At 53.4% G+C, this 24,417-nt stretch carries 28 protein-coding genes and 2 pseudogenes; 19 read left to right on the forward strand and 11 right to left on the reverse strand.

Annotated features, from left to right (window positions below; translation table 11 throughout):
* Positions 1-131 precede the first annotated feature (131 nt).
* Positions 132-1,649, forward strand: coding sequence for a sodium-dependent transporter (locus tag BLP91_RS06350; RefSeq protein ID WP_091567888.1), 1,518 nt, complete (start codon positions 132-134; stop codon positions 1,647-1,649).
* Complete coding sequence (locus BLP91_RS16350) at positions 1,650-1,757, forward strand: MetS family NSS transporter small subunit (protein ID WP_143003485.1); 108 nt, start codon at positions 1,650-1,652, stop codon at positions 1,755-1,757.
* A gap of 34 nt (positions 1,758-1,791) precedes the next feature.
* Here the strand turns inward: BLP91_RS16350 and BLP91_RS06355 are convergent, their stop codons facing one another.
* Positions 1,792-2,805, reverse strand: coding sequence for a M23 family metallopeptidase (locus BLP91_RS06355; protein WP_091568261.1), 1,014 nt, complete (start codon positions 2,803-2,805; stop codon positions 1,792-1,794).
* Positions 2,806-3,087: 282 nt separating this feature from the next.
* Here BLP91_RS06355 and lipA point away from each other — a divergent pair, with 282 nt between their 5' ends.
* On the forward strand, positions 3,088-3,984 hold the full coding sequence (gene lipA, locus BLP91_RS06360) for a lipoyl synthase (protein ID WP_091567891.1): 897 nt from the start codon (positions 3,088-3,090) through the stop codon (positions 3,982-3,984).
* 50 nt (positions 3,985-4,034) lie between these two features.
* Here lipA and BLP91_RS06365 read toward each other — a convergent pair whose 3' ends face one another.
* Positions 4,035-4,649: a YhcN/YlaJ family sporulation lipoprotein gene (locus tag BLP91_RS06365; protein WP_176757869.1), complete on the reverse strand. Its 615-nt coding sequence runs from the start codon at positions 4,647-4,649 to the stop codon at positions 4,035-4,037.
* A gap of 154 nt (positions 4,650-4,803) precedes the next feature.
* Here BLP91_RS06365 and BLP91_RS06370 point away from each other — a divergent pair, with 154 nt between their 5' ends.
* A complete protein-coding gene (locus BLP91_RS06370) occupies positions 4,804-5,145 on the forward strand; it encodes a YutD family protein (RefSeq protein WP_091567895.1) in 342 nt (113 codons plus the stop codon).
* Positions 5,146-5,177: 32 nt separating this feature from the next.
* Here BLP91_RS06370 and BLP91_RS06375 read toward each other — a convergent pair whose 3' ends face one another.
* From BLP91_RS06375 to BLP91_RS06405, 6 genes are all read right to left on the reverse strand, one after another.
* Positions 5,178-5,441, reverse strand: coding sequence for a hypothetical protein (locus BLP91_RS06375; protein ID WP_176757870.1), 264 nt, complete (start codon positions 5,439-5,441; stop codon positions 5,178-5,180).
* A 68-nt stretch (positions 5,442-5,509) separates the two neighbouring features.
* Positions 5,510-5,782 (reverse strand): DUF3055 domain-containing protein, encoded by a 273-nt coding sequence (locus BLP91_RS06380; protein ID WP_091567900.1) that lies wholly within the window; start codon positions 5,780-5,782, stop codon positions 5,510-5,512.
* A 75-nt stretch (positions 5,783-5,857) separates the two neighbouring features.
* Entirely contained in the window at positions 5,858-6,514 is a 657-nt protein-coding gene (locus BLP91_RS06385) for a MerR family transcriptional regulator (RefSeq protein WP_091567903.1), read from the reverse strand.
* Between the two features lie 326 nt (positions 6,515-6,840).
* Positions 6,841-7,911 (reverse strand): acyltransferase family protein, encoded by a 1,071-nt coding sequence (locus tag BLP91_RS06390; protein ID WP_091567906.1) that lies wholly within the window; start codon positions 7,909-7,911, stop codon positions 6,841-6,843.
* 210 nt (positions 7,912-8,121) lie between these two features.
* Entirely contained in the window at positions 8,122-8,466 is a 345-nt protein-coding gene (locus BLP91_RS06400) for a spore coat protein (protein ID WP_091567911.1), read from the reverse strand.
* 15 nt (positions 8,467-8,481) lie between these two features.
* On the reverse strand, positions 8,482-8,745 hold the full coding sequence (locus tag BLP91_RS06405) for a ferritin family protein (protein ID WP_176757871.1): 264 nt from the start codon (positions 8,743-8,745) through the stop codon (positions 8,482-8,484).
* Between the two features lie 144 nt (positions 8,746-8,889).
* On the opposite strand from BLP91_RS06405, the gene BLP91_RS06410 reads away from it, so the two are divergent.
* The 5 genes from BLP91_RS06410 (at position 8,890) to BLP91_RS06430 (ending at position 12,522) form a co-directional block, all read left to right on the forward strand.
* The gene (locus BLP91_RS06410) at positions 8,890-9,348 is read left to right on the forward strand and encodes a DUF86 domain-containing protein (protein WP_176757872.1); all 459 of its coding nucleotides are present in this window, start codon (positions 8,890-8,892) and stop codon (positions 9,346-9,348) included.
* On the forward strand, positions 9,345-9,932 hold the full coding sequence (locus BLP91_RS06415; RefSeq protein WP_091567916.1) for a hypothetical protein: 588 nt from the start codon (positions 9,345-9,347) through the stop codon (positions 9,930-9,932). Before BLP91_RS06410 ends, BLP91_RS06415 begins: the two co-directional genes overlap by 4 nt.
* 120 nt (positions 9,933-10,052) lie before the next feature.
* On the forward strand, positions 10,053-10,784 hold the full coding sequence (locus BLP91_RS06420; protein WP_091568263.1) for a class I SAM-dependent methyltransferase: 732 nt from the start codon (positions 10,053-10,055) through the stop codon (positions 10,782-10,784).
* Positions 10,781-11,548 (forward strand): TIGR01457 family HAD-type hydrolase, encoded by a 768-nt coding sequence (locus BLP91_RS06425; protein ID WP_091567919.1) that lies wholly within the window; start codon positions 10,781-10,783, stop codon positions 11,546-11,548. The genes BLP91_RS06420 and BLP91_RS06425 overlap by 4 nt, the downstream gene beginning before the upstream one ends.
* Positions 11,549-11,559: 11 nt before the next feature.
* A complete protein-coding gene (locus BLP91_RS06430) occupies positions 11,560-12,522 on the forward strand; it encodes an MBL fold metallo-hydrolase (RefSeq protein WP_091567922.1) in 963 nt (320 codons plus the stop codon).
* Between the two features lie 32 nt (positions 12,523-12,554).
* On the opposite strand, the gene BLP91_RS06435 is transcribed toward BLP91_RS06430, so the two are convergent.
* Positions 12,555-13,082 carry a phosphatidylglycerophosphatase A family protein gene (locus BLP91_RS06435; protein WP_091567925.1) on the reverse strand — a complete coding sequence of 176 codons (528 nt, stop codon included), beginning with the start codon at positions 13,080-13,082 and terminating at the stop codon, positions 12,555-12,557.
* Between the two features lie 99 nt (positions 13,083-13,181).
* Here BLP91_RS06435 and BLP91_RS06440 point away from each other — a divergent pair, with 99 nt between their 5' ends.
* The 4 genes and pseudogenes from BLP91_RS06440 to BLP91_RS06455 all read left to right on the forward strand — a co-directional run bounded on the left by BLP91_RS06440 (position 13,182) and on the right by BLP91_RS06455 (position 16,741).
* The gene (locus tag BLP91_RS06440) at positions 13,182-13,949 is read left to right on the forward strand and encodes an SDR family oxidoreductase (RefSeq protein WP_091567928.1); all 768 of its coding nucleotides are present in this window, start codon (positions 13,182-13,184) and stop codon (positions 13,947-13,949) included.
* Between the two features lie 79 nt (positions 13,950-14,028).
* On the forward strand, positions 14,029-15,105 hold the full coding sequence (locus tag BLP91_RS06445) for a phosphotransferase (RefSeq protein ID WP_176757873.1): 1,077 nt from the start codon (positions 14,029-14,031) through the stop codon (positions 15,103-15,105).
* Between the two features lie 174 nt (positions 15,106-15,279).
* Positions 15,280-15,396 (forward strand): annotated as a pseudogene (locus tag BLP91_RS06450) (response regulator transcription factor); the annotation flags it as partial.
* 13 nt (positions 15,397-15,409) lie between these two features.
* Positions 15,410-16,741: a purine/pyrimidine permease gene (locus BLP91_RS06455; protein ID WP_091567934.1), complete on the forward strand. Its 1,332-nt coding sequence runs from the start codon at positions 15,410-15,412 to the stop codon at positions 16,739-16,741.
* 30 nt (positions 16,742-16,771) lie between these two features.
* Here the strand turns inward: BLP91_RS06455 and BLP91_RS17055 are convergent.
* Positions 16,772-18,097, reverse strand: a pseudogene (locus BLP91_RS17055) (YheC/YheD family endospore coat-associated protein); the annotation flags it as partial.
* A 141-nt stretch (positions 18,098-18,238) separates the two neighbouring features.
* Here BLP91_RS17055 and BLP91_RS06465 point away from each other — a divergent pair.
* Positions 18,239-18,994 (forward strand): YheC/YheD family protein, encoded by a 756-nt coding sequence (locus BLP91_RS06465; protein ID WP_091567939.1) that lies wholly within the window; start codon positions 18,239-18,241, stop codon positions 18,992-18,994.
* 335 nt (positions 18,995-19,329) lie between these two features.
* Here BLP91_RS06465 and recQ read toward each other — a convergent pair whose 3' ends face one another.
* A complete protein-coding gene (gene recQ, locus BLP91_RS06470; protein WP_091567942.1) occupies positions 19,330-21,459 on the reverse strand; it encodes a DNA helicase RecQ in 2,130 nt (709 codons plus the stop codon).
* A 424-nt stretch (positions 21,460-21,883) separates the two neighbouring features.
* Between recQ and BLP91_RS06475 the strand changes: the two genes are divergently transcribed.
* From BLP91_RS06475 to BLP91_RS17510, 5 genes are all read left to right on the forward strand, one after another.
* Positions 21,884-23,185: a Rieske (2Fe-2S) protein gene (locus BLP91_RS06475; protein ID WP_342670276.1), complete on the forward strand. Its 1,302-nt coding sequence runs from the start codon at positions 21,884-21,886 to the stop codon at positions 23,183-23,185.
* Positions 23,182-23,637, forward strand: a complete 456-nt coding sequence (locus BLP91_RS17370; RefSeq protein WP_342670277.1) for a hypothetical protein — start codon at positions 23,182-23,184, stop codon at positions 23,635-23,637. The genes BLP91_RS06475 and BLP91_RS17370 overlap by 4 nt, the downstream gene beginning before the upstream one ends.
* 132 nt (positions 23,638-23,769) lie before the next feature.
* Complete coding sequence (locus tag BLP91_RS06480) at positions 23,770-24,132, forward strand: hypothetical protein (protein WP_091567944.1); 363 nt, start codon at positions 23,770-23,772, stop codon at positions 24,130-24,132.
* A complete protein-coding gene (locus BLP91_RS06485) occupies positions 24,110-24,301 on the forward strand; it encodes a hypothetical protein (RefSeq protein WP_091567947.1) in 192 nt (63 codons plus the stop codon). The genes BLP91_RS06480 and BLP91_RS06485 overlap by 23 nt, the downstream gene beginning before the upstream one ends.
* Before the next feature lie 32 nt (positions 24,302-24,333).
* Entirely contained in the window at positions 24,334-24,417 is an 84-nt protein-coding gene (locus tag BLP91_RS17510) for a hypothetical protein (RefSeq protein ID WP_425412191.1), read from the forward strand.

Consider the following 24,417-nt stretch of genomic DNA (forward strand, 5'->3'; position numbering starts at 1 on the left):
GCGCGGGGGGTTATTCTCGCTTATAAATACAGAAAAATCAGATGAAAGGATTAATTGCGAAAATGTAGAATATAGGTTAAATGATGGCCGATCAGGCTGTCACATGTTCCTTACTCAAGGGGGAAACGGATATGGCACAGGTGCGTGACCAATGGACTACCCGGGCCGGTTTTATCTTGGCCGCGGTCGGTTCGGCGATCGGATTGGGCAACATATGGCGTTATCCTTATGTTGCCTATGAAAATGGCGGCGGGGCATTTTTGATTCCTTACTTTTTCGCTCTGTTGACCGCTGGCATTCCGATTTTGCTGTTGGAGTATGTGTTGGGACATCGGAGCAGAGGTTCCAGCCCGATATCCTATCGAAGGTTGTCGCAAAAGTGGGAATGGTTGGGTTGGTGGCAGGCGTTACTCGCCTTTGTGATCTCCACCTATTACATGATCATTTTGGCATGGGCGTTGTCCTACACGTGGTTTTCCTTCGGAACGCAGTGGGGGGAGGATACGGAAAGCTTCTTTTTCGGGCAATATCTCGGCTCCAACCAAGCGGAAGGATTTTGGGATATCGGCGGTTTGCAGTGGAGTGTCGTGATTCCGGTGGTGCTCCTGTGGGCCTTCGTCTATTTTGTGATGCGTAGACAGGCGCATCGGGGCATTGAGCGGATGGCACGGATCATGATGCCGATTTTGATCGGGATGATGGTGGTCTTCACCATCCGGGGCATCACCTTAGAGGGTGCCACTGCCGGGCTGAACGCCCTTTTGACCCCGGATTTCTCTGCCCTGACCGATCCTAATGTCTGGGTGGCAGCTTACGGTCAGGTCTTCTTCTCTCTCAGTGTCGGGTTTGCCACGATGATCACCTACGCCAGCTATTTGAAGAAAGATGAAGATTTGGCCAACAGCGGCTTAATCGCAGCGTTTGCCAACAGCGGCTTTGAATTTATGGCCGCTATCGGGATCTTCGGAGCCCTCGGTTTTCTGGCGACTCAATCAGGCACGGAGGTCGAACATGTGGTGGGGCAAACCATCGGCTTGGCCTTCGTGATCTTTCCGCGGATTATCAGCGAACTGCCCTGGCTCAATTCTCTGTTTGGCGTCCTCTTCTTCGGTTCCCTCGTCTTTGCCGGGCTAACCTCCGTCGTCTCCCTGGTGGAACCTTCCGTCTCCGCCATCCGTGACAAATTGGGTGTCGCCCGCACGACGGCAGTCAACTGGATATGCGGACTAGCGGCATTGGTAAGCCTCCTTTACGCCACCAACGGCGGGCTTATCTATCTGGACGTTGTCGACCACTATCTCAACTCGTACGGGTTGTTGATCGGGGCGATCTTGATGGCGGTGGCCACAGCATGGACGACGCGAAAAATCCGTGATTTGCAGGCTCACATCAATCAGGTGTCCGACATTCATATCGGAAACTGGTGGGTCCTGTGTGTCAGCGTGATCACCCCCCTTGTGTTAATCGTGATGACCGGATTGAATATCGTGGACGAGTGGAAGGTTCCCTATGGGGGATACGAAATTTCGGGCTTGCTTGTCATCGGTTGGGGTTCCTTGATTATCACGGTGATCGCTGCCGTCATTTTCCAACGTTTAGCGTGGAAAACGGATGATGCACTGACCAGCCATGAAAAGGAGGGTGCGTAAGTGAACGCCAGTGCCTGGGTGATGTTTTTCATCGGAGCGGTCGGCCTCTGGGGAGGTTTTGCTTATTTCCTCTGGATCGCGTACAAAACCAACAAAGAAAAAGTTTGAGCCAAAAAAGGTCCCCCATTATCGGGGGACGCTTTTACTTTCGTATCTTCTTTTTCTGTCGCAGCTGTTTGTATTCAGACCGTTCCCAGGCCTTTAAAAAGGGATAAGGGTCGAAGGAAAAGGTATTTCGTCCGTTAAACTTGTACATCCCGTAATGAAGGTGAGGGGGGAATTTCCCTGATGTTCCCGGCGGACCGTATCCGGTGGATCCGACAAATCCGATCACTTGCCCCGGCTGAACCACATCCCCTTTTTTGAGTCCTTTGCTGTATCTCGAGAGGTGGGCATAATAATGATAATTGTTTCGGATATCCCGGATGCCGATACGCCAACCGCCGTAGCGGTTCCACCCTTTCAATTCCACATATCCGTAGCTGGTGCTTTTTACCGGGGTTCCATAATCGGCAAATATGTCCGTTCCTTCATGTATGCGAAGTCCGCCCCATCCCCGTCGGTCCCCCCAGGTGTTGTGGTAGGTGTAGTTATAACGGAGAGGCATGATAAAGCTCTTTTTATTGAGCTCAGTGGTTCCGAAATGGCGGTAAATTTTGGCGATGTGGGTGATCAGATCGACAGAGACCGGGTGTTGGTAGTACTCCCACAATGCGATGCGGATATCGTCCTCGGTAGCACCGTGGCGGGACAGATATTGCGTCACCGTATACAAGACATCGGCGGCATTGGTTGCATCCGCTTTTCCGTCGCCGTTGCCGTCTCTGCCGATCCCCCCAAAGAAACGGATCGATTCCGGGACCGTGTCAAAGGGATCCGGATTGGTCATTCCACTCCAGCGTTTGGGTGGAATGATAATAGAAACCAAACCTTTCCGCTCTTTCAAACCGGGTCGGGCTCGTTGGATATTCCGTTCGTATTGATCCATGGCCGCCAGGTAGTACCAAGGGACGCCGGTCAGCAAATCCATTTTTTCGAAGAGTGCCTGTCGGTCCACTTCAAAAGAGTTTTCCGCAGACGCTTTCACTGTGGAACCCGGCCAGGCGGTAAGGGATAAGGCGATTATTAAGATGGAGGAAAGAAGTTTTCTTAACATCATCGTCACACCGCTTTTAACCTGATTATCCGTTATTGTGCTTAAAAATAAGGTTTTGATTTTGGTATTTGGTGGGTGGGATGTGTGCGGATTTCGGTGTGGAAAACAGGATTAAGAGGAGGCGATCGGGGGAAGGTTCTTAAAGAATCCACTTCGATTCAGAGCAAAGGGCACTCTTCCGGCCGATTCAACAAAAGATATGTTACACTGTGGGTGACATGGGCCGGATCAAAACAGCCAGCTGCCCCGTCGGAAGTACCTACATAACAGGAGGTCAGGTCTGTGGAATACCAGTTTAAGCGAAAGCCGGAATGGTTGAAAACGAAATTAACGGTAAACAAAAATTACCGGGAAATCAAAAAAATGATGCGAGGGAAAACCCTCCACACCGTTTGTGAGGAAGCGAAGTGCCCCAATATCCATGAATGCTGGGCGGTACACCGGACTGCCACCTTCATGATCCTGGGAGATATCTGCACCCGGGCATGCCGCTTCTGTGCAGTCAAGACCGGCTTGCCGACAGAGCTGGATTGGCAAGAGCCGGAACGCGTGGCCGAGGCAGTAGAGCAGATGGGGCTGAAGCATACGGTGATCACCTCAGTGGCCCGTGATGATTTGCAGGATGGAGGCGCCGCCATTTTTGCGGCAACGATCCAAGCGGTCCGCAAGCGAAACCCCTTGACCAGTGTCGAAGTGCTGATCCCGGATTTTAAAGGAAACTGGGAGGCGCTAAAAACAGTGATGGATGCCCGTCCGGACGTGTTGAACCACAATGTGGAGACGGTCCGCCGGCGCACCAAGAAGGTTCGTTCTAAAGCGACCTATGATCGCTCTTTGGAGCTGTTGAGAAAGGCGAAGGAATTTCAACCGGACATCCCTACGAAATCCAGCCTGATGATCGGTGTAGGGGAAGAGTGGGATGAAATCCTGGAAACCATGGATGATCTTCGGGAAGTGGATTGCAACATCATGACCATCGGACAATATCTGCAGCCGACTAAAAAGCACTTAAATCTGGTGAAATATTACACCCCGCAGGAATTTGCCCAACTGAAAGAAGAGGGAATGCGGCGCGGATTCGATCACGTTGAATCCGGTCCTTTGGTTCGCAGCTCCTACCATGCTCGGGAGCAGGTGGAAGCGGCACAGGGACGTATCCAGCAGGCTAAAGCGCAATGAGTGAAGAAAAAACAGCCTTTTCCCATACGGGGAGGCTGTTTTTTTATCAGTCAGTCATTCCGATTGTCTACGGTTCCTGGAGACGGGTGGTCAGGAATATGTTTATTCATGGGGTTCCCTCGTTTCATTCGCTCGACCAACCCTTCCATCCGATCATCAGTCATGCGGATATGCTGTTGGGATCCCTTGCCGATCCGGTTCAGCTGATTCCGAACTTCCGGATCCCCGGTTACATAAACCCGGTAGTACCGGGGCGTTAAACTCCAGGCTGTCCGGCGAACCTCATGCAAAATCTTGTCACTCACTTTGCCTTTTCCGCTTTTCACGCCGATCAATACTTTGTCATCTGTCACCACCACTGTGGCATCATCCACTTGCGGAAGCCGGGTTGACAGGTTGGAAATTTGTTTCGCCAGCGCGCTCCGGCTGAAATAGACATCGTTTTGGCCTGAGTTGGAGCCCTTGTTTCCTTGTTGGCGGCTAAATCCGATCTCATCGTAGCGATCCGTCCGAGGTATATGCCCTTGATTGTTTACAAAGTCGTATCCTTCACGCCTGGCATTTGGGTTTAATGATTCCTCTTTATTGTCATCGGTTTCCCCTGGTGTACTACAAGCGGATAAAGCCAGAGAGAGGACCATCAAGGGAATCAACCACCGTTTCACCGCACAATCACCTCCTGGTGTTAGCCTCTCCCTGACAACGGCCATTTTTTCTTGGGAAAAGAAGGATTTTCTGCCGCTTTTAACGAAATTCCCCCGATAGAAGGCATTGTGGTAACATAAAACGATAGAAAAAGAACATGTTGAGGGGTCGTTCATGGAAAGGTTTGAATTGAAAGGAAAGCTCTTTGAGGTGATGATCAACCGCAAAGATGGATGGAATCCGGAGGCATTTTCCAAGCGGTACAGCGAAATACTGGATAAATACGATTACATCGTCGGGGATTGGGGCTATGGCCAACTGCGTTTAAAGGGATTTTTCTCCGACTCGCATCCCAAGGTCAGCCGAGAAACGCGGTTTGCACACGTGGATGAGTACATCCATGAATTTTGCAATTTTGGCTGCGCCTACTTTGTTTTGCGCCGTCTCAATCCGGTCAAACCTCACTCCTCCCGCAACGGAAAACACCGGGCACGTCGTTCCTCCCGGATGAAATAAAAACCGACGCCATCATCATGGCGTCGGTTTTTTTATTCTTCATTCTGGTTGGGATCATCGTGAGTGGGATGGCTGCCGGGCACTTGCCGGGGAATCCCTTCATGAAAATCCCGCATTTCATAGGTATACTGGGGAGCAGCATGTTGGCTGGGCCGCCAGGGAGACTCCTTGCCCAAGACATCTTCGTTCGTGGAGGCTCCGTAAGGCCCTTCGGGAAACTCCTCAAAGAACAACTGATTCCGCTGGGATTGCACCGTTTTTACATCGTGATGGGATCTTTTTTTGCGACGAAACATCATCAACCACCTCAACATTACCCTGTGCGTGGAGGGGGTTGATTATGTGGGGGATAAGGGTCCCCCTTTTAGAAAAAGGTGGAGAGGTACTGTTTCAGTTCTTCTGCTTCGTCTTCGCCGATATCGTAAACGCGTTCCAGGTAGCCCGGTTCTTCCAGGTCGTCAGGGCCGATGATGGCAAATCGATTGGATTGAATATTGAAAACGATCATTTTTCCATAGAAACGATCAGTCATCGTGATCCCCAGGTCGAAGCGGTTGGTTTCGCCCATAAAGCTGACAAATCGGGTTTGTGTCTCTTCGTTTTCGTCGTACAGAAAGAAGAAATCGCCGTTAGACATGGGAAGGTCTCCTTTTTTCTCGGATCTTCCCTTCATTATACCGAAAACTGATGGTTCCTCCACCCACTTTCCCGACTAAAAGATCCCCAGAAAACGGGTTCGCCTTTGTCGTCGGGGGGTGAGTTGTTGTGGTTCCGAAGTGGCAGACGCCAACCGATGGGAGAAGGTGGCGTTTCTCAGTTCCACCTTCAACTGTTCCTGTTTCTTACCGATTTCATCCATCATGTGCTGCACCGTAGCCACCGGCAACATGTTTTGCTGACTAGACAACACTTTGGTCTCCATTTCCTCCATCATGTCAAACATGGTGAAGACATGGTCTTCCAGTTGATCGAGGCGACTAAACACCGTCTCCATCATTTCCCCGATCTCGTCTATACTGCCGACCAGTCGATGGACCGGATACTCGCTTCCAAAGGGCATCTTCGGAGCTTCCGGTTGCGGTTCGGGGTTTGCCTGATCCTGGGCGGGGACGGGCCGCTCCATTTCCCATTTTCCTTCTTTGATCAAGTCCTGCCGGATCTGCCGCATGGACTTGTTCGATTCCTGCAGTCGTTGTTGGATGTCGTTCAGCCGCTGAAAGCCTTCCGGTGACAATAGATAATGTCCACGGTCATTCACTTCGGGGCAGATGTATTCTTCAAAAGCGTCAATCCATTTTCTTACCGTACGTGCATGAACGTGGAGGCGATCGGCGGCCTCCTTGGTGGAAATGCGCGCCTCTTCGGACATACGATAACCTCCCCGATTTTCGGATTCACCACATGGATTCGGGGAAGTGGGGCGGAATCCTTCCCTGGCGACAAAGGATGCCAACCTGTGACAAACAAAGCGGGGAGTTGACAAGGTTTTCCGGAAGGGATGGAAAAGGGAGCGAAGTCGGTTACCAAAATCCCCCCGGTTAGGTGCCGATGTGGTCCGCTTGAACCATTCAGGCAGGGGAGTGCTAGTGATGTTCTCCTAACGCTTCGGATCTCTTCTCAGACGCTTTTTTTGTGACAGGTGTGGGGTTCTTCCAGGAACAAAACAGTCCCCCGAAGGGGACTGTCGATTGGCGCTCAATAGGCGGCTTTATTCAGCTTTCGTTGTTCCTGTTTGTGGAAGATCCAGTCCATTTTCGGTTGAACCAAGGGCCGGAACAGGTTTTGCACCCAGCGGGAGGAAAGGAAGAAGGTTAATCCGATGGCTGCGATCGTCGCTACGATATACAGGGTAGGTCCGGCAAACTTGTCATCCACATCGAGAGCATCATAAAACTTGATGAAAAACCCGTGTAATAGGTACACATACAAGGAGCGGCTGCCCAATTCGCTCACAAAGGTTTTTCCCCGGGGAATCACGGCCAGAAAGAGTGCGGAAGCTACCAGCGCCAGCCCGATAAAGCCGAGTCGGATCATTCCCGCGTACCATTCGGGATGGTTCAGATCCTCGTAGGGGAAAACAAAATAGAGCCAGCGACGAAAATCCAGGTCGATTGAGGAATGAAATTCCAGACCGTACATCATGAGGAACAGCAATACGCCCCCGATGATGCCTATCACCCGTTTGGTGGGCGAGAACAATCGCTCAAAATGTTCCCGTTTCAGATAGAACCCCAACAGGAAAAAGGGGAAAAAGGCGATGGTGCGGGAGAGGCTCAAAAAGCTGTCTGCATCGTCGATATAGCCGATGGCGATGGACAGCGCCAAGGCAATCAGCAAAGGGTATTTAAGGTTGACGAAAAAAGGAAGCATCAAGCGCCAGAAAAATAGACTGAACAGAAACCACATGATCCAATACGGTTCCAGAATTGTGAACTCCAGGGAGTCGGTTCGGTAAATGAGGTGATCGTAGAATGAGTACAAGATCTCAAAGATGAAATAGGGAACCAACACGGTCGTGATCAGTTTTTTGTTTTGCCCTTCTTTATTAAAGTTTTTGGCGAAATACCCCGAAACTAGGATGAACAGGGGCATGTGTAAGGTGTAGATAGACAGATAAACCCCTTTAATAATCGGACTTTCATCGATTAAAGGGCGGTAGGTATGCCCGAGAACAACCAGCATAATCAAAAAGAATTTGACATTGTCGAAATAGTAATCCCGTTTTCGGGGAGTTTTCTGCTGAAGAGAATCAGTTTGTGCCGTCATAATGTTTCAGCGAACCCCCTATAAACCGCATAGTCGGCGGTTAAAATTATATCTGAAAGACAAAAGAAACCCCTACTTAAAAAACGGGCTCCATCCTTTTGGGGTTTCACCCTTTTTTCGGTTGCGGAAACCTGCTGCCGGGGCGGACATGATAGAATCAAAAGGGAATAGAAAAAACGGCCGGAATGCCGGCCGTTATCCTGGGTCTCTTTATTGGTACGGAAACTGGGTTTGGTAGTTGGTAAATTTTTGTGCCGCTTTGTCCACATTTTGCGGATCGGCGTTATCAAACTTATACCACCCTTTAGCATGCATCATGTTGAAAAGGTCCCGCTGACATTGGTGGATGTCGGACAAGATATCCATTTGGGTCCGGTACAAGGTGTCAAAACTGGCTTCGTTTGCAGCGATATTGTAGGCCAGGAGCATATACTTTTCCATGGCCAATACATCGTTGATCCGATCCCGGTCATTCATCTCCGGTCCCTTGATCTGGGGTATTTGAGATGTTTGGCTTTGGCTTGCGACCGATTGGTTTTGTGATTGGTTTTGCATGGATCCTTTGCCTCCTTATTGACTCATATTGGGACCGCCCATGGTGGGATCCATTTGGGTTCCCGGCTGGTTCATCGGGGCGGTTTTGGTGTTTGCGGTGTTCATAAATTGCAGCAGCTGCTCGTAATGGCGCTGGTGCTTGCGACCGATATCGTCGATCAGTTGTTTGATCTGTGGATCCTGGCACTCTTGAGCGTAATGGTGGCATTTTTTGAAGGCCAGAAGCTCCCAAGACATTTCATCCTTGATATAGTTGAGATCTTTGGTACTCAATTGCATCCTTTATTCGTCCTTTCCCCTCGGTGTTGGTTCCTTACTATTTTTAAATTGCGGCTAGAGATTATGCATAAGAGGGGGAATGGTTTTCTCCGGTGAAGGATGCGGGATATAATAAAAGCAGTGAGAAAGAAAGGGGTTATCATCATGTTGTACAACGTGGATACGGAACGGATTAATCGTCAACTTCATTATTTGGGGCAGTGTTTGTCGGTGGTGGACGAGTCCCGAGGGATGTTGGACAAAGGGGAACCGCTCGCTTGTTTTGCCGCCGCCCGGGCTTTACATATCGGAGTGGAATGCGTGATCGATGTGGGGAGCACCATGATCGATGGGTTTATCATGCGGGATCCCGGCGGTTATTCCGATATCATCGATATTTTGGAAGATGAACAGGTGATTCCCACGGAGGAAGTGGACCGGCTGAAGAAACTGATCCGCTTTCGAGACCGTCTGATGCGGCATTATGTGGAGGTGACTCCGGAAGATCTCCGGAACGAAGCGGAAGATGTCGACGTGTTCCGTTCCTTTACCAGCTGGGTGCAGGAGTATCTGCGTCGGGAATTGGGGCCGGAGGCCATCCCAGACGGGGAGGGAAGAGCGTGACCCGTTACGCCTCCCTTTCCCTCACCCGGTTTGCGGAAGGGATGGCTGAGCGTAAAATCCCCAGTCCGGCTGCGGGGAGCAGTCTAGCCGCTACCCTGATGATGGCTTGTTCCCTGCTGGAATTGACCGTCTCAGAACAGGTGGAGAAAAACAGCCCAAGCAGCGGGCGGAATCCTCACCGCGATCTCAACCGGCTGCGCCATTGCAGACAGGAGGCGGAGTCCCTGGTGGATGCAGATATTGAAGCGGTGGAAGCGATGATCCGCGGCAGCGAATCGGCGGAGGCCAGTCATCTTCTCGGACCCATCCGGCGGCTCCATGAGCTGGCTGGTGAGCTTTTGGAGCTGGCTCCCGACTATTTGGCTGTCTCTGGTAACAAGACCAGTGACACGTTGGTCGCCTTCCTTCAATTGCGCACGGTCTACCTGGGAACCTACCATATCGCCTGTTTTAATGCCGCCACTTTTGGATGGGAACCGCTTTTCACCCCTGAATGGGAAAAGCAGCTGCAACAGACGGATCATCAGATCCAAAAGAGCCTTCGCTCGGTGGAGGCAAGGGCTAAGCGCAACCATCTGTCCTAAAACCGGAGCGTCGTCATAACGGGAACGAAAGGGGTATCTCGTCGAGCGGATAGGGGATAGGCGATACCTTGAGACCAGATACAAGGGGCACTACTTTTGCTGGAAAAGGAGAAATGGGTCATGCCATGGTACGAAGAGAGCTTTGGGGAAGATTATCTGTTGGTCTATCGGCACCGCAACCGGGCTGCCGCTGATCGGGAAGTTCAATGGGCGGCCGAGCGGCTCCACCTAAACCAAGAGGACCAGGTGCTCGATCTTTGCTGCGGCACAGGGCGCCATTCGATCGCCCTGGATGAACTGGGATTCAACGTGACCGGGATCGATCTGTCCCCGGTTTTGTTGAAACATGCGAAAGCGTCCTCCCAGGGCCGCAACATCCGGTACATCCGGGGAGATATGCGCCGGCTTCCCTTCGAGGAAGATTGCTTCGATGCTGTCTTCAACCTGTTTACATCCTTCGGCTATTTTATCGAGGATGCGGAAAATCAACAGGTGTTGCGGGAGATCCGGCGGGTCTTGCGTCCCGATGGACGGTTCATTATCGACTATTTGAACCGGACGGCGGTGGAAAAAAACCTCGTTCCCAAAAGCGAACGGGAGGAATCCGGGACACGGATCCTTGAGAAGCGCTGGATCGACGGCGACTATGTCCGCAAGGAGATCACCCTGACCGATGCGGATGGCCGTCGCCATTATCAGGAGCGGGTAAAGATGTACACCCGGGAGCAGATGGTGACCATGATGGAACAAGCGGGTCTCATGGTGGAAGATGTGTACGGGGATTTTGAGGGGCATCCTTATAATGCAGAAAACAGTCCCCGCATGATTTTTGTTGGGAGCGTTTCAGCATGACTCGATACCGCGGATATCTGATCGATTTAGATGGCACGTTGTACAAAGGGGAAAGGGTGGTTCCTTCCGGTTTGGGTTTTGTGGAATCTCTGGAGGAGCGAGGACTCTCTTACCTTTACTTCACCAACAATTCCTTACGGCGCCCGGAACAGGTGGCGGAAAAGCTCCGGGGTTTCGGTTATCCGGCTAAGCCGGAACAAGTGGTAACTTCCGCCCAGGCGACCGCCGCTTTTTTAACGGAAACCTTAGGTTCCCCGTCGGTCTATGCTATCGGCGGGGAAGGATTGAAAGCAGCCCTTTCGGAGGCGGGCTGCAGGCTGACGGACCAGTCGCCGCAAGCGGTGGTGATGGGGCTCGATCCGGCTTTCACTTATGATAAGATGAAGACGGCGTGCCTGGCGATTCGGGCCGGGGCTGACTTTTACGGAACCAATGGCGATCTGATGCTGCCCACCGATGAAGGACTCCTGCCTGGAAGCGGTTCCTTGTGCGCGGGAGTGGCCGCCGCTACCGGAGTCCAGCCCCGGTTTATCGGAAAGCCGGAGCGGCCGATTGTGGAGTATGGGATGCGTCGTCTGGGAACCACACCGGAAGAAACCTTGATCGTGGGCGATAACATGATGACGGATATCCGTGCCGGTGTCGATAACGGGATCGATACGCTATTGGTGTTCGGCGGTGTCACATCACCGGAGGAGTATCGAAACGGAACCGTCAGGGCCACCTACACGGTAGGGGATCTGAAGGAGTGGGAGTTTATCTAAGGAGGCGTTTTATGAACCGCTGGGATGACATCGTGGAAGTTCCGTTGCCCTTGCCTTTTCCTCTAAAAATCATCAAATCCTATCTGATCAAAGGGAGCGGTGGTTACACTATCGTCGATGCCGGCCTCCACTATCGGGGAGATCTGGAAGCTTGGGAAGATGCGAGACGCTCTGTCGGGTTTGCTTGGCCGGATGTGGAGCAGATCGTTCTCACCCACTACCATCCCGATCACTACGGGCTTGCCGGATGGTTGCAGCAACAGACCGGGGCCCCGGTCAAATTGTCGCGGACAGACTTTAAACAGGCGTCACTTTTTTGGAACAACGATTCGGAGCAACCGGAGATCATGGGCCGTTATTTCGCCGAACACGGCCTCGATGCCGAAACGGCGGCCAAGATTCCGGAACACTTGCGATCCTTTGTCAAATGGGTGGAACCGCACCCTGAACCGGAGTATATTGCCGCCGGTCAACAGATTCGTCTCGGTGACAGATCCTACCGCATCCTGCATACCCCTGGCCATGCCGACGGTCACCTCAGCTTTTATGATGAAGATCGGAAATGGTTGATCGGGGGAGATTTCCTGCTCCCTAGGATCACTCCTAATATCTCCCTGTGGCCAGGCTGTGATCCGGATCCGCTGGGAACCTATCTTCATACCCTGGAAGAGATGGACAAGCTCGCGGTAGCCAAGGTGTTTCCTTCCCACGGATCCGCTTTTGAAACGTACCATGAGCGGATCGATGAACTGAAACGCCACCACCGGGAACGTCTCGACCGGATGAAGGAGTGGACTCGAGGAGAAGGGATCACGGCGATGGAAGTTTGTAACCGGGTTTTCGGCAACGATCTGTCGATTCATAACTTGCGGTTTGCCCTTGCGGAAACATTGGCCCATCTGGAGTATCTTCACCGGCGTGGCGAATTGGTCAAGGAAAAGCGGGGAAATCATTGGACGTATCGGTTAGCCTAAGCAAAAAGACCCGGGGATGCTCGGGTCTTTTGTCAACGATCGGTTGTTTCTTCCTTTTGTTTCTTCCGGTTATGGGAGAGACGGGCAGCGGCAGAAGCCGCCAGGGCACCGACCAGGTCGTCCAGAAAGGTGTGAATCCGCCCCTTTTGTTTGTTGTCCAGTTGGCTGAGGATACCTGGTTTTACCCGATCGATATAACCGTAGTTCGTCATACCGATGCTGCCATAGACATTCAGAATCGATGTGGCTAGGACTTCATCGATCCCGTACAAGCTTTCATCCCTTGTGACCATGTCGAGAAGGGGTTCGTTCAGTTCGCCTTGCTCCGCCAACACATCCAATTCGATCCCTGTGAGTAAGGCGTTTTGAACCTCCCGTTTGGTCAACACATGTTCCACATGCTCCTTACACTCTTCTGTGGTAAGTCCTTCATGAAAATCTTTTTGCAGGAAATAGACCAGTTCAGCAACCTGATCCAGGTGGACCCCCCGTTTTTTCAATCGGGTCAAGGTTGCCCGATGGATCTCTCCTTCGGTTGCCTTGTTCGTCTCATGGTTCATACCCCTTCCTCCTTACAGATAGCGTTATTATAGCGCGTTGAGAGAAAATTTATGTCTTCGGGGAATCCTTTTCATGTGATAGCTGAACGGAGGTGTGAGATGGAAACCAAACAGAGACGAGTCGCTTTGGTGACGGGCAGTTCTCGCGGTTTGGGGCGGATGGCGGCCCAGGTCCTGGCGGAATCCGGCTGGCGGTTGGCGGTTCAGTTCCGACAGCGGGCGGATCGGGCCCAGCAGCTCGCAAAAGCATGGACAGAAGCAAAAGCCTTTCAGGCTGATGTCAGTGTCCGAGAGCAGGCCAAGGGGCTGGTGAGAGAAACGGTGGAGCATTTCGGACGCCTCGATGCTCTGATCCATGCCGTCGGCCCTTTTTTTCGCGAGCGGCGGCGGTTTGCCGATTATACCCTTGATGAAATCGACCATCTGGTGGATGGCAATCTGAAAAGCGCCATGTATACCACCCACGCTGCGCTCCCTCATTTGCGGCGATCAGGATCGGGCCGGGTGGTACTGTTCGGATTTGGCCGGGTGGGAGAGGCCCCTGCCTGGCCGGATCGGGCCGCCTATGCCGCCGCGAAGACCGGCCTGGCTTCCCTGACGAAAACATTGGCGGTGGAGGAAGCGCCCTTTGGGGTGACGGTCAATATGGTTTGCCCGGGGGATATTGTCGGAGAAAACAAGGAGAAACGGATCGCCGAAGTACAGGGGAGAGGGGATAAGGAAACCCCGAGGGGGCGCCCTGGTTCCGGAGAAGATGTGGCCCGGGTGATTCAGTTTCTCTGTGAACCGGACTCTGATTTTACGACCGGAAACATCATCCAAGTGACGGGGGGATTGGATGTGATCCACCCTGATTCCAAAGCGTAACCGATCCCGGGCATAGGGCAGCCTCGTTCCATCTATACATAGTGTAGATGGCATGGAAGGAGAAACGGGGGTAGAGGCGATGTCCGAGTCTGCAACCTTGCAGCAATGGACGGGGGAACCGCGGCTTCCGGAGGTGATTCATCACCATTACGGAATCAAGCTGAAGGAAGCCCGACCGGTGGGGGGAGTCCTCCGTTTGAAAACGGATCAGGGGACTTACGGTTTAAAACGGGTGCATGAACGGGAAGAACTCCGTTGGAAACTGTTGCGGGAGTTGGCCGAGCACATATCAGAAACAGAATGGATCCGGATTCCTTCACCCGTTCTGACCCGGCACCAGGGAATAACAGTGGCGGGTCGCCGTCGTAAATATGTGCTCCTTCCCTGGATCGAGGGGGAAGTGAAGGACCTCAGGAAAGGGAATCGTTGGGCACAGGTGGCTCGGGTATTGGCCCGGTTTCATTCCGCTTCGAAAGGATTCTCCCCTTCGATCCGGTCTCGGGGATTGAGCCATACAGGCAAATGGGAGACGATTTGGCAGGATTTAACCCAGCAGGTTCATATGTTTAAGCTGGCCGCAGATCTCAGTGCCGAACCGGAGCCGGTGGATCATCTATGGTTGAGGCAGTGTTCCTATATCGAAGGGATGTTGGAGACGGCCCTGCGCTATTTGCAAAAGATGGGCGGGGATGAAGTGGTTCGCTCAACCCGGGGCGGAGGGGAGGCTTGCCACTGCAATTTGCACCGTCGCAATCTGATTTGGGGAAACGGGGATGAGGTGCATCTGATCGATTGGAACCGGTTGATCCTAGATGTGCGGAGTCGGGAATTGGCCCGCTTTCTCCTGTATGCCTACGGTCGAACCGGCTCCTTGGAGCCGATCACGGCCATTCTGAAAGCATATCAGGAGACGGCCCCCCTGGAAGAAGCGGAGTATGGCCTGATATATGCACAATTGCTGTTTCCTCATCGCCTATTGCGCAGCCTGTCCCGCATCTACCGCGAGCAGAAAATCCCTTCCCGTTTGGCTCGAGGGCATCTCTCTTCCATTTTGGATCAGGAGGAAAAAAAGGAAGGGTTGCTGCGAGAGTTTCCCGAATGGATCCAACGGGAATTCAATGTCAGTATTCCTCGCGTGGACTGGTTACGAAAGTAAGCATCTTCCAACGGGACCCATCATTCAAAAAGATGGGTCTTTTCTGTGGTATATTGGCATGGGATCATATTTCAAATATAGGAAAGGAAGAGAAGGGGCGGGGAGGATGGAGGAGATTCGGCAACGACAATGGAAAACCTTGCGCACCATTGCCGAGCGGCTGAACCATTCAATTTAGTGATCGCGGAAAAGACGGTGAAAACCCACGTCAGTCACATTTTAGGGAAACTGGGGCTAAAGGATCGGGCCCAGGCGGCCATTTATACGATCAAACAACGATGGTTTTCTTGAAGGAAGTGATTGAATGACAGAGGAAGAAACAACAAAAACAGCGGATCGTGCAGGTGAAAAGCATTCGCTACAAAACCGAGGGGAGCTCTTTTTCGGATCGCTCCAATGGTTCTCCTTTTTTCTGTCCAACACCGTCGCAATGCCGATCGTGATCGGCCAAGTTTTTCAATTATCAGCAGTCGAAACAGCGGAGTTGATGCAACGGGCCTTTTTCGTGATTGGAGCCGCCTCTTTTCTGCAAGGCTGGCTCGGCCACCGCTACCCTGTCGCCGATGGCCCCGCCGGGGTTTGGTTGGGAGTCTTTATCCTGATGGGCGAGACGGCCCTCCGACAGGGAGGAGAGCCGTTAGAGATCCTGCGTCTTTTGGAAGGGGGGATGTTGCTGGCGGGGTTGCTGCTGATTCTGCTGGCTCTGACCGGCGCTGTCCGAAGGGTGGCCGCTCTGTTTACCCCCTTGGTCACCGGGGTGTATCTGATCTTATTGGTATTTCAGCTGAGCGGCGTCTTTCTACAAGGCATGTTAGGGGTGGATGAAGCATCTCGGATCCATCCCTTGACCGCCCTCTGTTCATTTGGCATTTTGGCTTTGGTGATCGGTATCTCGGTGCGGGGGAGCGGTTGGGTGAAGCACTACTCCGTTCTGATCGGCATCCTGGTCGGTTGGGCCTTGTTTGTCCTTCTCGGCCGCGCAACCCCTCCCTCTCCGTCTGGTGGCTGGTTTCAGTTTCCGGAGGTGTTCGCTTGGGGAAACCCGGAACTGGATCCAGGAATGGCGCTCTCCGCGCTGTTGATCGCCCTGATCCTGTTGTCCAATCTGGTAGCCACGATGGCAGCGGCCTCCCAGGTGCTCGGACCTTCTCGGGGAGGCAACCGTTCCGCCTTGGCTCGGGGTAGCCTGTTGAATGGAGTGGCCAATGGTTTGGCCGCCTTTTTCTCTTCGGTGGGAACGATTCCGTTGTCCAGTTCGGCCGGTTTTATGCGAATGACCGGGCTGCATTCCAAGGCTCCTTTTCTGATCGGGTCAACGGCGGTGATCGGTATTGCTTTTCTCCCCGGTTTGGCCAGTATCCTGGCCGCTCTCCCCGGACCGGTCGCTTATGCGGTTCTGATGGCTTCCTTCGTTCACATTCTCGGGATCGGATTGGACCATCTCACCCGTCATCCCATGACTGAACGGAGGATGACCATCTCGGGCATCGCTCTGATTGTCGGGGTGGGAGTGATGTTTGTCCCTGCCGATGCTTTTTCCGGACTGCCTTCCATTCTCCGTTTTATCGTCGGAAACGGCCTCTTGATTGGAACCTTCACCGCTGTTTTGCTGGATCGGTTGTGGCGGGAGGATTGATTCTTTGAAAAAACCAGCCAGTCTTTTCGCATAAAGCAAGTTGGAGCGACAAGCTTTTTCTACCAGATCCTTTCGTCCAGCACGGGCGGCTTTGTAATGTTGAGGGTCCCTGCAGTTGACCTCGATCAGCCACACTTTATGGTTCTGGTCCAAGGCCAGGTCCACCCCGAAATTGCCGTAATGGTGGCCACCGTCATCCAGCAGTCGGGCTGCTTTCAGTGCGACGCGGGACATGGTTTTCCGAGCCCTCTCGCTTTGGCTCTTGTCGTTTACGATCTTCTGTATCGTCATCTCCCCCGGCTCCCGGTGGGCTCCAGTGACACTGCTGCTGACCACCGCTCCTTTTTTTCCCAAACGGCCGATCAGGCCGATGTCTTGCCATTGCCCCGTATCGTCCTTGACGACAATCAGGCGAAAGTCATGGATTTTTTGGTCGAAATGAATGCGAAGCAGGGGTTGGAAAATATATCGGCGCTCGCGTTTTAATTGGCGGAACAAAAATCGGACCAGTGCCATTTCACTGTTGAAACAATATCGCTGCAATCTCTTTCCTCGATGAGTTTTAAGTGTATAATCTGTCGGATTCTTTTTCAGATGGAAAATATTCCGCCCTAAACTGCCGGACACCGGTTTAACGTAGAGACTGCCCCATTTCTCCAGATAGCGGAGGAGGTTTTCCGGTTGGGTCACTAAGTGGGTCTCAGGTAGGAATTCCCGGATTCCGGGGTGTTGGCTGAGTAACTGATACATTTCCCATTTATTAAACCGGTAATCATTGAACAGACGGCCGCCTAACGCCTTGAAAAAATGTTGACGCCACTTGTAAGAGAGAGTGATCACGTTGAAGACGGCGTCGGGATATGGAAGTAGTGCGCGTCGCCATGTATCATTCCTGGAATCATAGAAATAACTGCTGATTCGTTGTTTTCGCCGGTTGACCCCCGACAGTGAGAAAGCCATCAGCATCCCGTGAATGGCGGCCGCATGTCGGGTGTAACGGGAGAGATGTCTCAACCTTCGTCTTAAATGGGCCTCGGTATCCGCTATCAGCAGCCCGATAAAGGGGCCGATGTGGATGTGGCCGTCCGTTACGGTCAATTCGTAACGGGAACGAGATGATAGGCCCCAATCGAGAAGGATATTTTCCGACAGACAAATGGTGTCTGTCGGTACATCCTGATTCACCTGGAGGGAAATATGTCGGCATGCCGAACCGAACCGCAGGATATATGCCCGGTGCACTTCGGCTTTTATGTGGGATGCCGAGTCTGCAGATAGGGTCAGCTGATCCTGTGACTCCCGATCGGGAATCACGGTATAGGGTCCCGTCATCCCGAATCCCCTTTCTTTTTTCATTGGTAGGATAGACTATGGCCAAAGGGGTGGGACCGATTATGCGAATGCACAGCCAAAACACCCAATCTCTTATTCGCCCTCAACCGACGGGGTGCCATCGCATAGGAATATAGGGACCAGCCAGGGATAGGGTGAGTAAGAGTGAAGCAAGACACGAAACTGACCCGTTATCAATTGTTGAGCGCCCATGAGACGATCGCCCCCTCTCTCCCGCGGACGGAACCTTTCACTCGAGAGGAGCTCAGCTCCTTTCTGGAAACTCATCAGCAATTCGTTCTAAAACGTGCGGTTGGCTGCCGCGGGCTGGGCATGGTGAAGGTGGCGAAAATCGGGGACCATAGCTTTGAAATTCACTACGACCGGAAAAAGCGTACGTTTAACACGCTGGAGGCTCTGTGTATGCATGTGGAAAAGGGGGTTCGAAACCAACACTACCTGATTCAGGAGTTTATCGATCTGGCTTGTATCGATGAACGCCCCTTCGATTTGAGGGTGATTGTGCAGCGACGGGGGAACGGGCCGTGGCGGGTCACCGGCAAATATGCGAAGCGGGCCAGCGACGGCTGTTTTAAAACTAACCTGGCTTTGGGCGCCGGAGTGATGCCGGTAAAGGAAGCGATTCAGCGCTCAGATTTGAAAGAAGAAGATCCGAGCCACTTGATCCAGCAGGTTGATCAGCTGGCTCTGGCTACAGCTAAAGCTCTGGATGACCGCTTTCAGGGCCAACGGATCTGGGGGATGGATATGGGGATCGATAAGGATGGAACCGTCTATCTAATTGAGGCCAATCTCTCCCCAGGGCTGAAAGGGTTCCGCAAATTGAAAGATCCCCGGATGTACCAGCGGATCAGGGGCATCATTCGATACAACCGGAATCGGGGACGGTGGAGCGCCTGAGGGCTTATCGTGTGTTCCAAATCTTCTATCCACCTGATGCCCAAGGTTCGGCCTGACAGACATGAATGGAACATTCATGTCTGTCTTTTTTTGTGGAGTCAATAGGGTTTGGGATGTACGTTCTAAGGTTCCCCCTTTATTAAATATCTACCACTATACATCCTTTTCCTCGATCCCTGTAGGCCAAGCTTTTCGGGCAACGCTTGTCCCGAAAAACCGGATGATTCCTTATATAATCATTCATATTTTTACCTACTCATATGACATATTTAATAAGCAGTAGAAGAAGATCGCTTCGGGAGGATCTAAAAATCCCCTCTGGCAGAGGGGATGGATTACATTTCTTCCGCTTGCTTGGCCAGCACCGCTTTGATCGTCGTGTAGGTGATATTCTCCGGCAGGGCTTCTTTGATCGGTTTGAGGCGGGTGCCGCCCACCTTTTCAATCGCCTGGCGGATCAGCGGTTCCTGTTCCTGAGGGATCAGCCGGTTCCAGTCCAAAGGATAACCTTCTGTGGCGGCCCGGATCAGGTGGTTCTCCAGAGTGGTGAGGGCCAAGCCTCGTTCCTTGTGGATGGTTTCCAGGTCCAACCCCTCCCGCCACAGTTTCCATGTGATCAGATGGCTCGGCTCTTCGTCATTCCGGGAGGAGCTCTCCGCTGTCGCCGCCGCTTCCGCTGCGGGACCGGGTTCGAAGCCCTTTTGTTCCAGGTAGGACTGGATCACTTCCAAGAAACGGTCGCCATAGCGCTCCAATTTTCGGTCGCCCACCCCGCGGATGGATCGCATCTGTTGGGGATCGCGAGGCAATACCCGGGTCAGCTCGGTCAGGGTGCTGTCAGAGAAGATCATATAAGGAGGAACCTGTTCCACCTCGGAAATCTCCCGCCGCAGGCTGCGAAGCTCTTCAAACAGATCCTCCCGGACCGGCGCGGAACGCCGCTTCCGCTTTTTCACCCGCAGCAGCACTTGTCTCTTCCCTTTTAAAACATCGGCGGCGGCCGGTGTCAATGTGAGCACCGGGTATTCGTCGTCGGTCAGCCGGAGGTATCCTTCCGCCGCTAACACGTGGATGCGGTGGGTGATCTCCTTTTCCGTGTACGCTTTTAGTAAACCGTATGTAGGGAGGGAGTCAAAACCCAGCTCGAGAACCCGCTTGCTCTTGGACCCTTTCAGCACTTTGGCGGTGAGGGAGACGCCGAAGCGTTCGCGCATGCGTCGAATACAGGAAAAAATTTTCTGGGCATCCACTGTGATATCGGTTTGCTCTCCTTCCGCCGTACAATTGCTGCATTTCCCGCAGGGATCCGCCATCTTCTCCCCAAAATAGTGGGCGAAGGTTTGTTGCAGACACTGTTGCGTATAGGCGTATCGAACCATCTCCTGCAGTTTGGCCTGTTCCCGTCCCTTCAGGTCCGGGGCGAGTTCTGACTGGTCGATCAGATATTTTTGGGTGCGGATGTCGGAGGGGGAGAAGAGGAGAATGCACTCGCTCTCTTCCCCGTCCCGGCCGGCTCGTCCCGCCTCCTGGTAATAGGATTCCAGATTTTTTGGCATCTGGCAGTGAATCACGAAGCGGACATTGGATTTATCGATTCCCATCCCAAAGGCGTTGGTGGCGACGATGGCCTGAACCCGGTCAAAGGCGAAAGCTTCCTGGGCCTGTTCCCGTTCGGCTTCTGTCAGACCGGCGTGATAACGTCCGACAGAGAACCCCTGTTCGCTGAGAAACTGCGCCAGCCGGTCTGTTTCTTTGCGGGTGGCGCAGTAAAAAATGCCGGGTTGGCCGGGATTCTCCTTCAAGTAGTTCGCGGCATACTCCCGCACATTTTCTCCGTGGAGCACCGAGAAGGAGAGGTTGGGTCGTTTTACCCCGGTGGTAAAGATGTGATCCGGGTCGAAGGAGAGGAGTCGGGCGATATCCTGGCGTACTTCCTCCGTCGCCGTCGCCGTAAAGGCGGCGATGATCGGCCGGTGGGGCCAATCATGAATCCAATGGGCGAGGGACCGGTAGCTGGGGCGGAAATCGTGCCCCCACTGGGAGATGCAGTGGGCCTCATCGACGGTGACCAGGGAGAGAGGCACCTGCCGCAGCATCGTCTGGAAACGAGGGGATTCCAGGCGTTCCGGAGCCACGTACAAAAGTTTGTATCTTCCCCTGGCGGCCTTATTCAGTTCCTGTTCCATCTCATGAACGGTGAGGGTGCTGTTGATATAAGTGGCGGGAATGCCCAGTTGATTCAGCTGATCCACCTGATCTTTCATCAGGGAGATGAGCGGCGAAACCACGAGAGTGAGCCCTTCCAACATCAGCGCCGGGATCTGGTAACAGACCGACTTTCCGCCCCCCGTTGGCATCACCGCGAAGGTGTTATGCCCCTCCAGGATGCTTTGGATGATCGCCTCCTGCCCCGGGCGAAAGGAGGTATAACCGAAGTACCGTTCCAATAACTCCAGCGGTTTCAATGATGCAACTCCTTCCCTTCTTCTTAGGACCCCTTCCGGAAATATTCATCCTATATTGAAAGGGTGTAGTCGGTATACCCCCAAAGCGAGCCTGGGAACGAAGTGACCAGGCGAGACTTGCGACCTATGGATGCAAACGGAACGTGGGGGTACACCCACCTCCCCAGACAACGTAGGTAGAACAAGATTGCCTGAAAGGGCACTAGAGATCCGTTTTCCCTAATATGAAACCATTATATCGAAGGGTAGAGAGAGGGTACAGGTGCCTACAAGCGACCGCATCTGGGACTAAAGTCTTAAGACGGCCCTTGCCGGCGGGCAGGGCTTTTTTTGTATACCAATTGAGTCTCGCTGCCGATGAAGCGAGAAGCCCATTGTCGGTAGGATGGAATGGAACCACGAAATGAGAAAGGAGTCGGTATCGATGAACGGCTGGTTGTACGCAGGTTCTGTGGAGGCATTGCGCCGGAATCCCAAGGTGGTGAAAGGCGGCCGGTCGGGGATTGCGGTCTTTTATCACGAGGGGGAGGTGTACGCCGTCGACAACCGGTGTCCCCATATGGGGTTTCCTCTTCATATGGGCAGCCTCTGCGACGGAATCCTCACCTGTCATTGGCACCATGCTCGCTTTGACTTACAGAGCGGGGGAACGCTAGATCCTTGGGCTGATGATGTGCCGATCTATCGAACCCGCGTGGAAGATGGAAAGGTATGGGTGGAGCCGGAACCTTGCCGACAGCGGAGTATGGAACAGTACCGACGTCGCCTCCGGGAGGGGATGGAACAAAATTTGAGTCTGGTGATCGCCAAGGCGGTGATCGGGTTGATGGAAGCAGGGGAATCCCCCCAGTCGATCGCCCGGACCGGAGTGGAATTTGGCACCCGGCACCGGCAAGCGGGGTGGCGGTCCGGCCTGACCATCCTGACGGCGATGGTTCATCTCCTTCCTAAACTGGACCACCGCGGTCAGATACTCGCCCTGTATCAGGGATTGGTCCATGTGGCCCGGGAGAGTGCGGGGATGGGAACCCGGTTTCTGCAGGAACCACTGCCGGTCGAGGGGGCTGATCCGAAACGGTTGGCCCGCTGGTACCGTCGATCGGTGGAAGTGCGGGATATACAGGGAGCGGAGCGTGTACTGTTGACGGCTATCAAGGCCGGTTTTTCGGAACAACAGCTGGCTGACATGATGATGGCGGCGGTGATGGATCATTTTTATATGGACACGGGTCACGCCTTGGACTTTCACAATAAAGCCTTTGAAGTGTTGGATCAGATCGGGTCGGAGCAACGGGCTCAGGTACTCACTTCTCTCCTCCCCGCCTTCCGAAACGCGGAACGGAGTGAAGAGCTCATCAGTTGGCAGTCCCCAGTGGATCTAGTTACCCCTCTGCAGGAAGCGTTCAGCCGGCTGTCGGAAATTCGTTTTGGCATGGTTGCCCATGGGGTGGATGAACGGGCGTTGGTGGACCTGATACTGGGGAACAACCCTCGGCGGACGGTGACGGAGATGACGGAGGCGCTGGAAAAAGGGATGGCACCGGCAAGGCTGGCCCAGTTGGTCGCCCTCGCCGCCGCCGAACGGATCGAGCGGTTCCATCTGCAAAACGAATTTGAGGACTGGATCCGAGTGCTTCACACCTTCACCCATGCGCACGCCGTCCACCAAAGTTTGCGCCGTTCCCTGACACCTGAGCTGGTTAGGGGGATCTATCACGGGGGATGAGCGTCTACCTCGATCGCTTCCTCAATATTCCCTCCGCCAAGCCGCCGAAGGAGGAGTCGGCGGAGGGATTCCGCGGTGATCCGGTAGAGTTGCTCGCTCTGCTGGATCAACAACACCAAGTGACGGAAGCGGCGGAATGGGTGGCTGCCTATCTGGACCGGGGTGGAGAGAAAGGGCCGCTGTTCAACGCCCTGGGTCTAGCTTTGTTGCGGGAGGACGCGGAGTTTCACACTTTCCAGGTGGTGGAGGCGTGTCTAGCGGAGCATGACCGGTGGGCAGAAGAGACGAGCGAGCTGGCCCAAAGGGCAGAGCGGTCGATGATCCTGGCCATGACCCGCTACCTGGCAGCCCACGCCCCGACGGACCGGGAACGAGCCCACACAGCCCGGATCGCCTGGCGGCTGCACCGCGGGGAGAAACTTTATGAACCGGCCGCCATATCGGAGGGCTGATCCGGACGATTCCTTCCGATCTCCTGTATCGAACTCCCGCGGTCGCGGGGATTCTTGTGTGTACAAGGACAGCTTACCGAGCACGGAAATAAAGGAACTTGACTTCCGGATCAGGATGATCCCCCCACCAGAGTGGATTATCAACATATGCCAGTGGACCAGTTGTTCGGGGATTCCTACAATCCCTACGAAATGGAGCAATTCCAACAATACGACGAGTACGAGGGAGAAACCGCCCCGACGGATCGGACCATGAAAAACTTTTACCGCGAGATCTCCTACGGAAAGGTAAACATCTCCGGGGAAGTGGCCCATGTAAAGATGGCGCATCCCTATTCCTACTACAAAATCGGGAAAAAGGTACGGTACCGTTCAGAACGATTACGGGGATGTGTGGTCGCTCTGACGGCGAGGTGGACTTTTCCTAATATGTGCCCAATGTCTTCTTCACCCATGAAGGGATGGGGATTGAATGGAACCTGGATCCCCGGGTGATCTGGTCCCACCAGTGGGAGTACAGCGAAGCAACTTCAACGAATGGGCCCAAGACAGTGATGAGGCCGTCTATGATCCCGACAACAAGCTGGAAGCCGACGAGGTCAACGTGAATGCTTACCACCATCACCCCGGAAGTGGGCGGCGATATCACCGGGTATATGGGTGAGGAGGAAGGACCGGTTTCCGCCCCAGGTCGGCGTGTTCGCCCATGAGTTTGGCCATGTCCTCGGTCTCCCGCACCTTCACGATTACGGTTACGATTCCGAAGGGGTGGGTACCTAG

The organism is Melghirimyces thermohalophilus, assembly GCF_900102685.1.
In the GTDB taxonomy this organism is placed as follows: domain Bacteria; phylum Bacillota; class Bacilli; order Thermoactinomycetales; family DSM-45169; genus Melghirimyces; species Melghirimyces thermohalophilus.

What these genes read in the sequence shown, in the direction of transcription:
- BLP91_RS06485 (WP_091567947.1), top strand. Translation starts at nt 24,110, where the DNA reads ATGGAACCTGGATCCCCGGGTGATCTGGTCCCACCAGTGGGAGTACAG.
- BLP91_RS06410 (WP_176757872.1), top strand. Translation starts at nt 8,890, where the DNA reads ATGTTGTACAACGTGGATACGGAACGGATTAATCGTCAACTTCATTAT.
- BLP91_RS06475 (WP_342670276.1), top strand. Translation starts at nt 21,884, where the DNA reads ATGAACGGCTGGTTGTACGCAGGTTCTGTGGAGGCATTGCGCCGGAAT.
- BLP91_RS17370 (WP_342670277.1), top strand. Translation starts at nt 23,182, where the DNA reads ATGAGCGTCTACCTCGATCGCTTCCTCAATATTCCCTCCGCCAAGCCG.
- BLP91_RS06385 (WP_091567903.1), bottom strand. Translation starts at nt 6,514, where the DNA reads ATGTCCGAAGAGGCGCGCATTTCCACCAAGGAGGCCGCCGATCGCCTC.
- BLP91_RS06435 (WP_091567925.1), bottom strand. Translation starts at nt 13,082, where the DNA reads ATGAACCATGAGACGAACAAGGCAACCGAAGGAGAGATCCATCGGGCA.
- BLP91_RS06350 (WP_091567888.1), top strand. Translation starts at nt 132, where the DNA reads ATGGCACAGGTGCGTGACCAATGGACTACCCGGGCCGGTTTTATCTTG.
- BLP91_RS06375 (WP_176757870.1), bottom strand. Translation starts at nt 5,441, where the DNA reads ATGTTTCGTCGCAAAAAAAGATCCCATCACGATGTAAAAACGGTGCAA.
- BLP91_RS06455 (WP_091567934.1), top strand. Translation starts at nt 15,410, where the DNA reads ATGACAGAGGAAGAAACAACAAAAACAGCGGATCGTGCAGGTGAAAAG.
- BLP91_RS06355 (WP_091568261.1), bottom strand. Translation starts at nt 2,805, where the DNA reads ATGTTAAGAAAACTTCTTTCCTCCATCTTAATAATCGCCTTATCCCTT.
- BLP91_RS06430 (WP_091567922.1), top strand. Translation starts at nt 11,560, where the DNA reads ATGAACCGCTGGGATGACATCGTGGAAGTTCCGTTGCCCTTGCCTTTT.
- BLP91_RS06420 (WP_091568263.1), top strand. Translation starts at nt 10,053, where the DNA reads ATGCCATGGTACGAAGAGAGCTTTGGGGAAGATTATCTGTTGGTCTAT.
- BLP91_RS06370 (WP_091567895.1), top strand. Translation starts at nt 4,804, where the DNA reads ATGGAAAGGTTTGAATTGAAAGGAAAGCTCTTTGAGGTGATGATCAAC.
- BLP91_RS06440 (WP_091567928.1), top strand. Translation starts at nt 13,182, where the DNA reads ATGGAAACCAAACAGAGACGAGTCGCTTTGGTGACGGGCAGTTCTCGC.
- BLP91_RS06400 (WP_091567911.1), bottom strand. Translation starts at nt 8,466, where the DNA reads ATGCAAAACCAATCACAAAACCAATCGGTCGCAAGCCAAAGCCAAACA.
- BLP91_RS06425 (WP_091567919.1), top strand. Translation starts at nt 10,781, where the DNA reads ATGACTCGATACCGCGGATATCTGATCGATTTAGATGGCACGTTGTAC.
- BLP91_RS06445 (WP_176757873.1), top strand. Translation starts at nt 14,029, where the DNA reads ATGTCCGAGTCTGCAACCTTGCAGCAATGGACGGGGGAACCGCGGCTT.
- BLP91_RS06405 (WP_176757871.1), bottom strand. Translation starts at nt 8,745, where the DNA reads ATGCAATTGAGTACCAAAGATCTCAACTATATCAAGGATGAAATGTCT.
- BLP91_RS06390 (WP_091567906.1), bottom strand. Translation starts at nt 7,911, where the DNA reads ATGACGGCACAAACTGATTCTCTTCAGCAGAAAACTCCCCGAAAACGG.
- BLP91_RS06380 (WP_091567900.1), bottom strand. Translation starts at nt 5,782, where the DNA reads ATGTCTAACGGCGATTTCTTCTTTCTGTACGACGAAAACGAAGAGACA.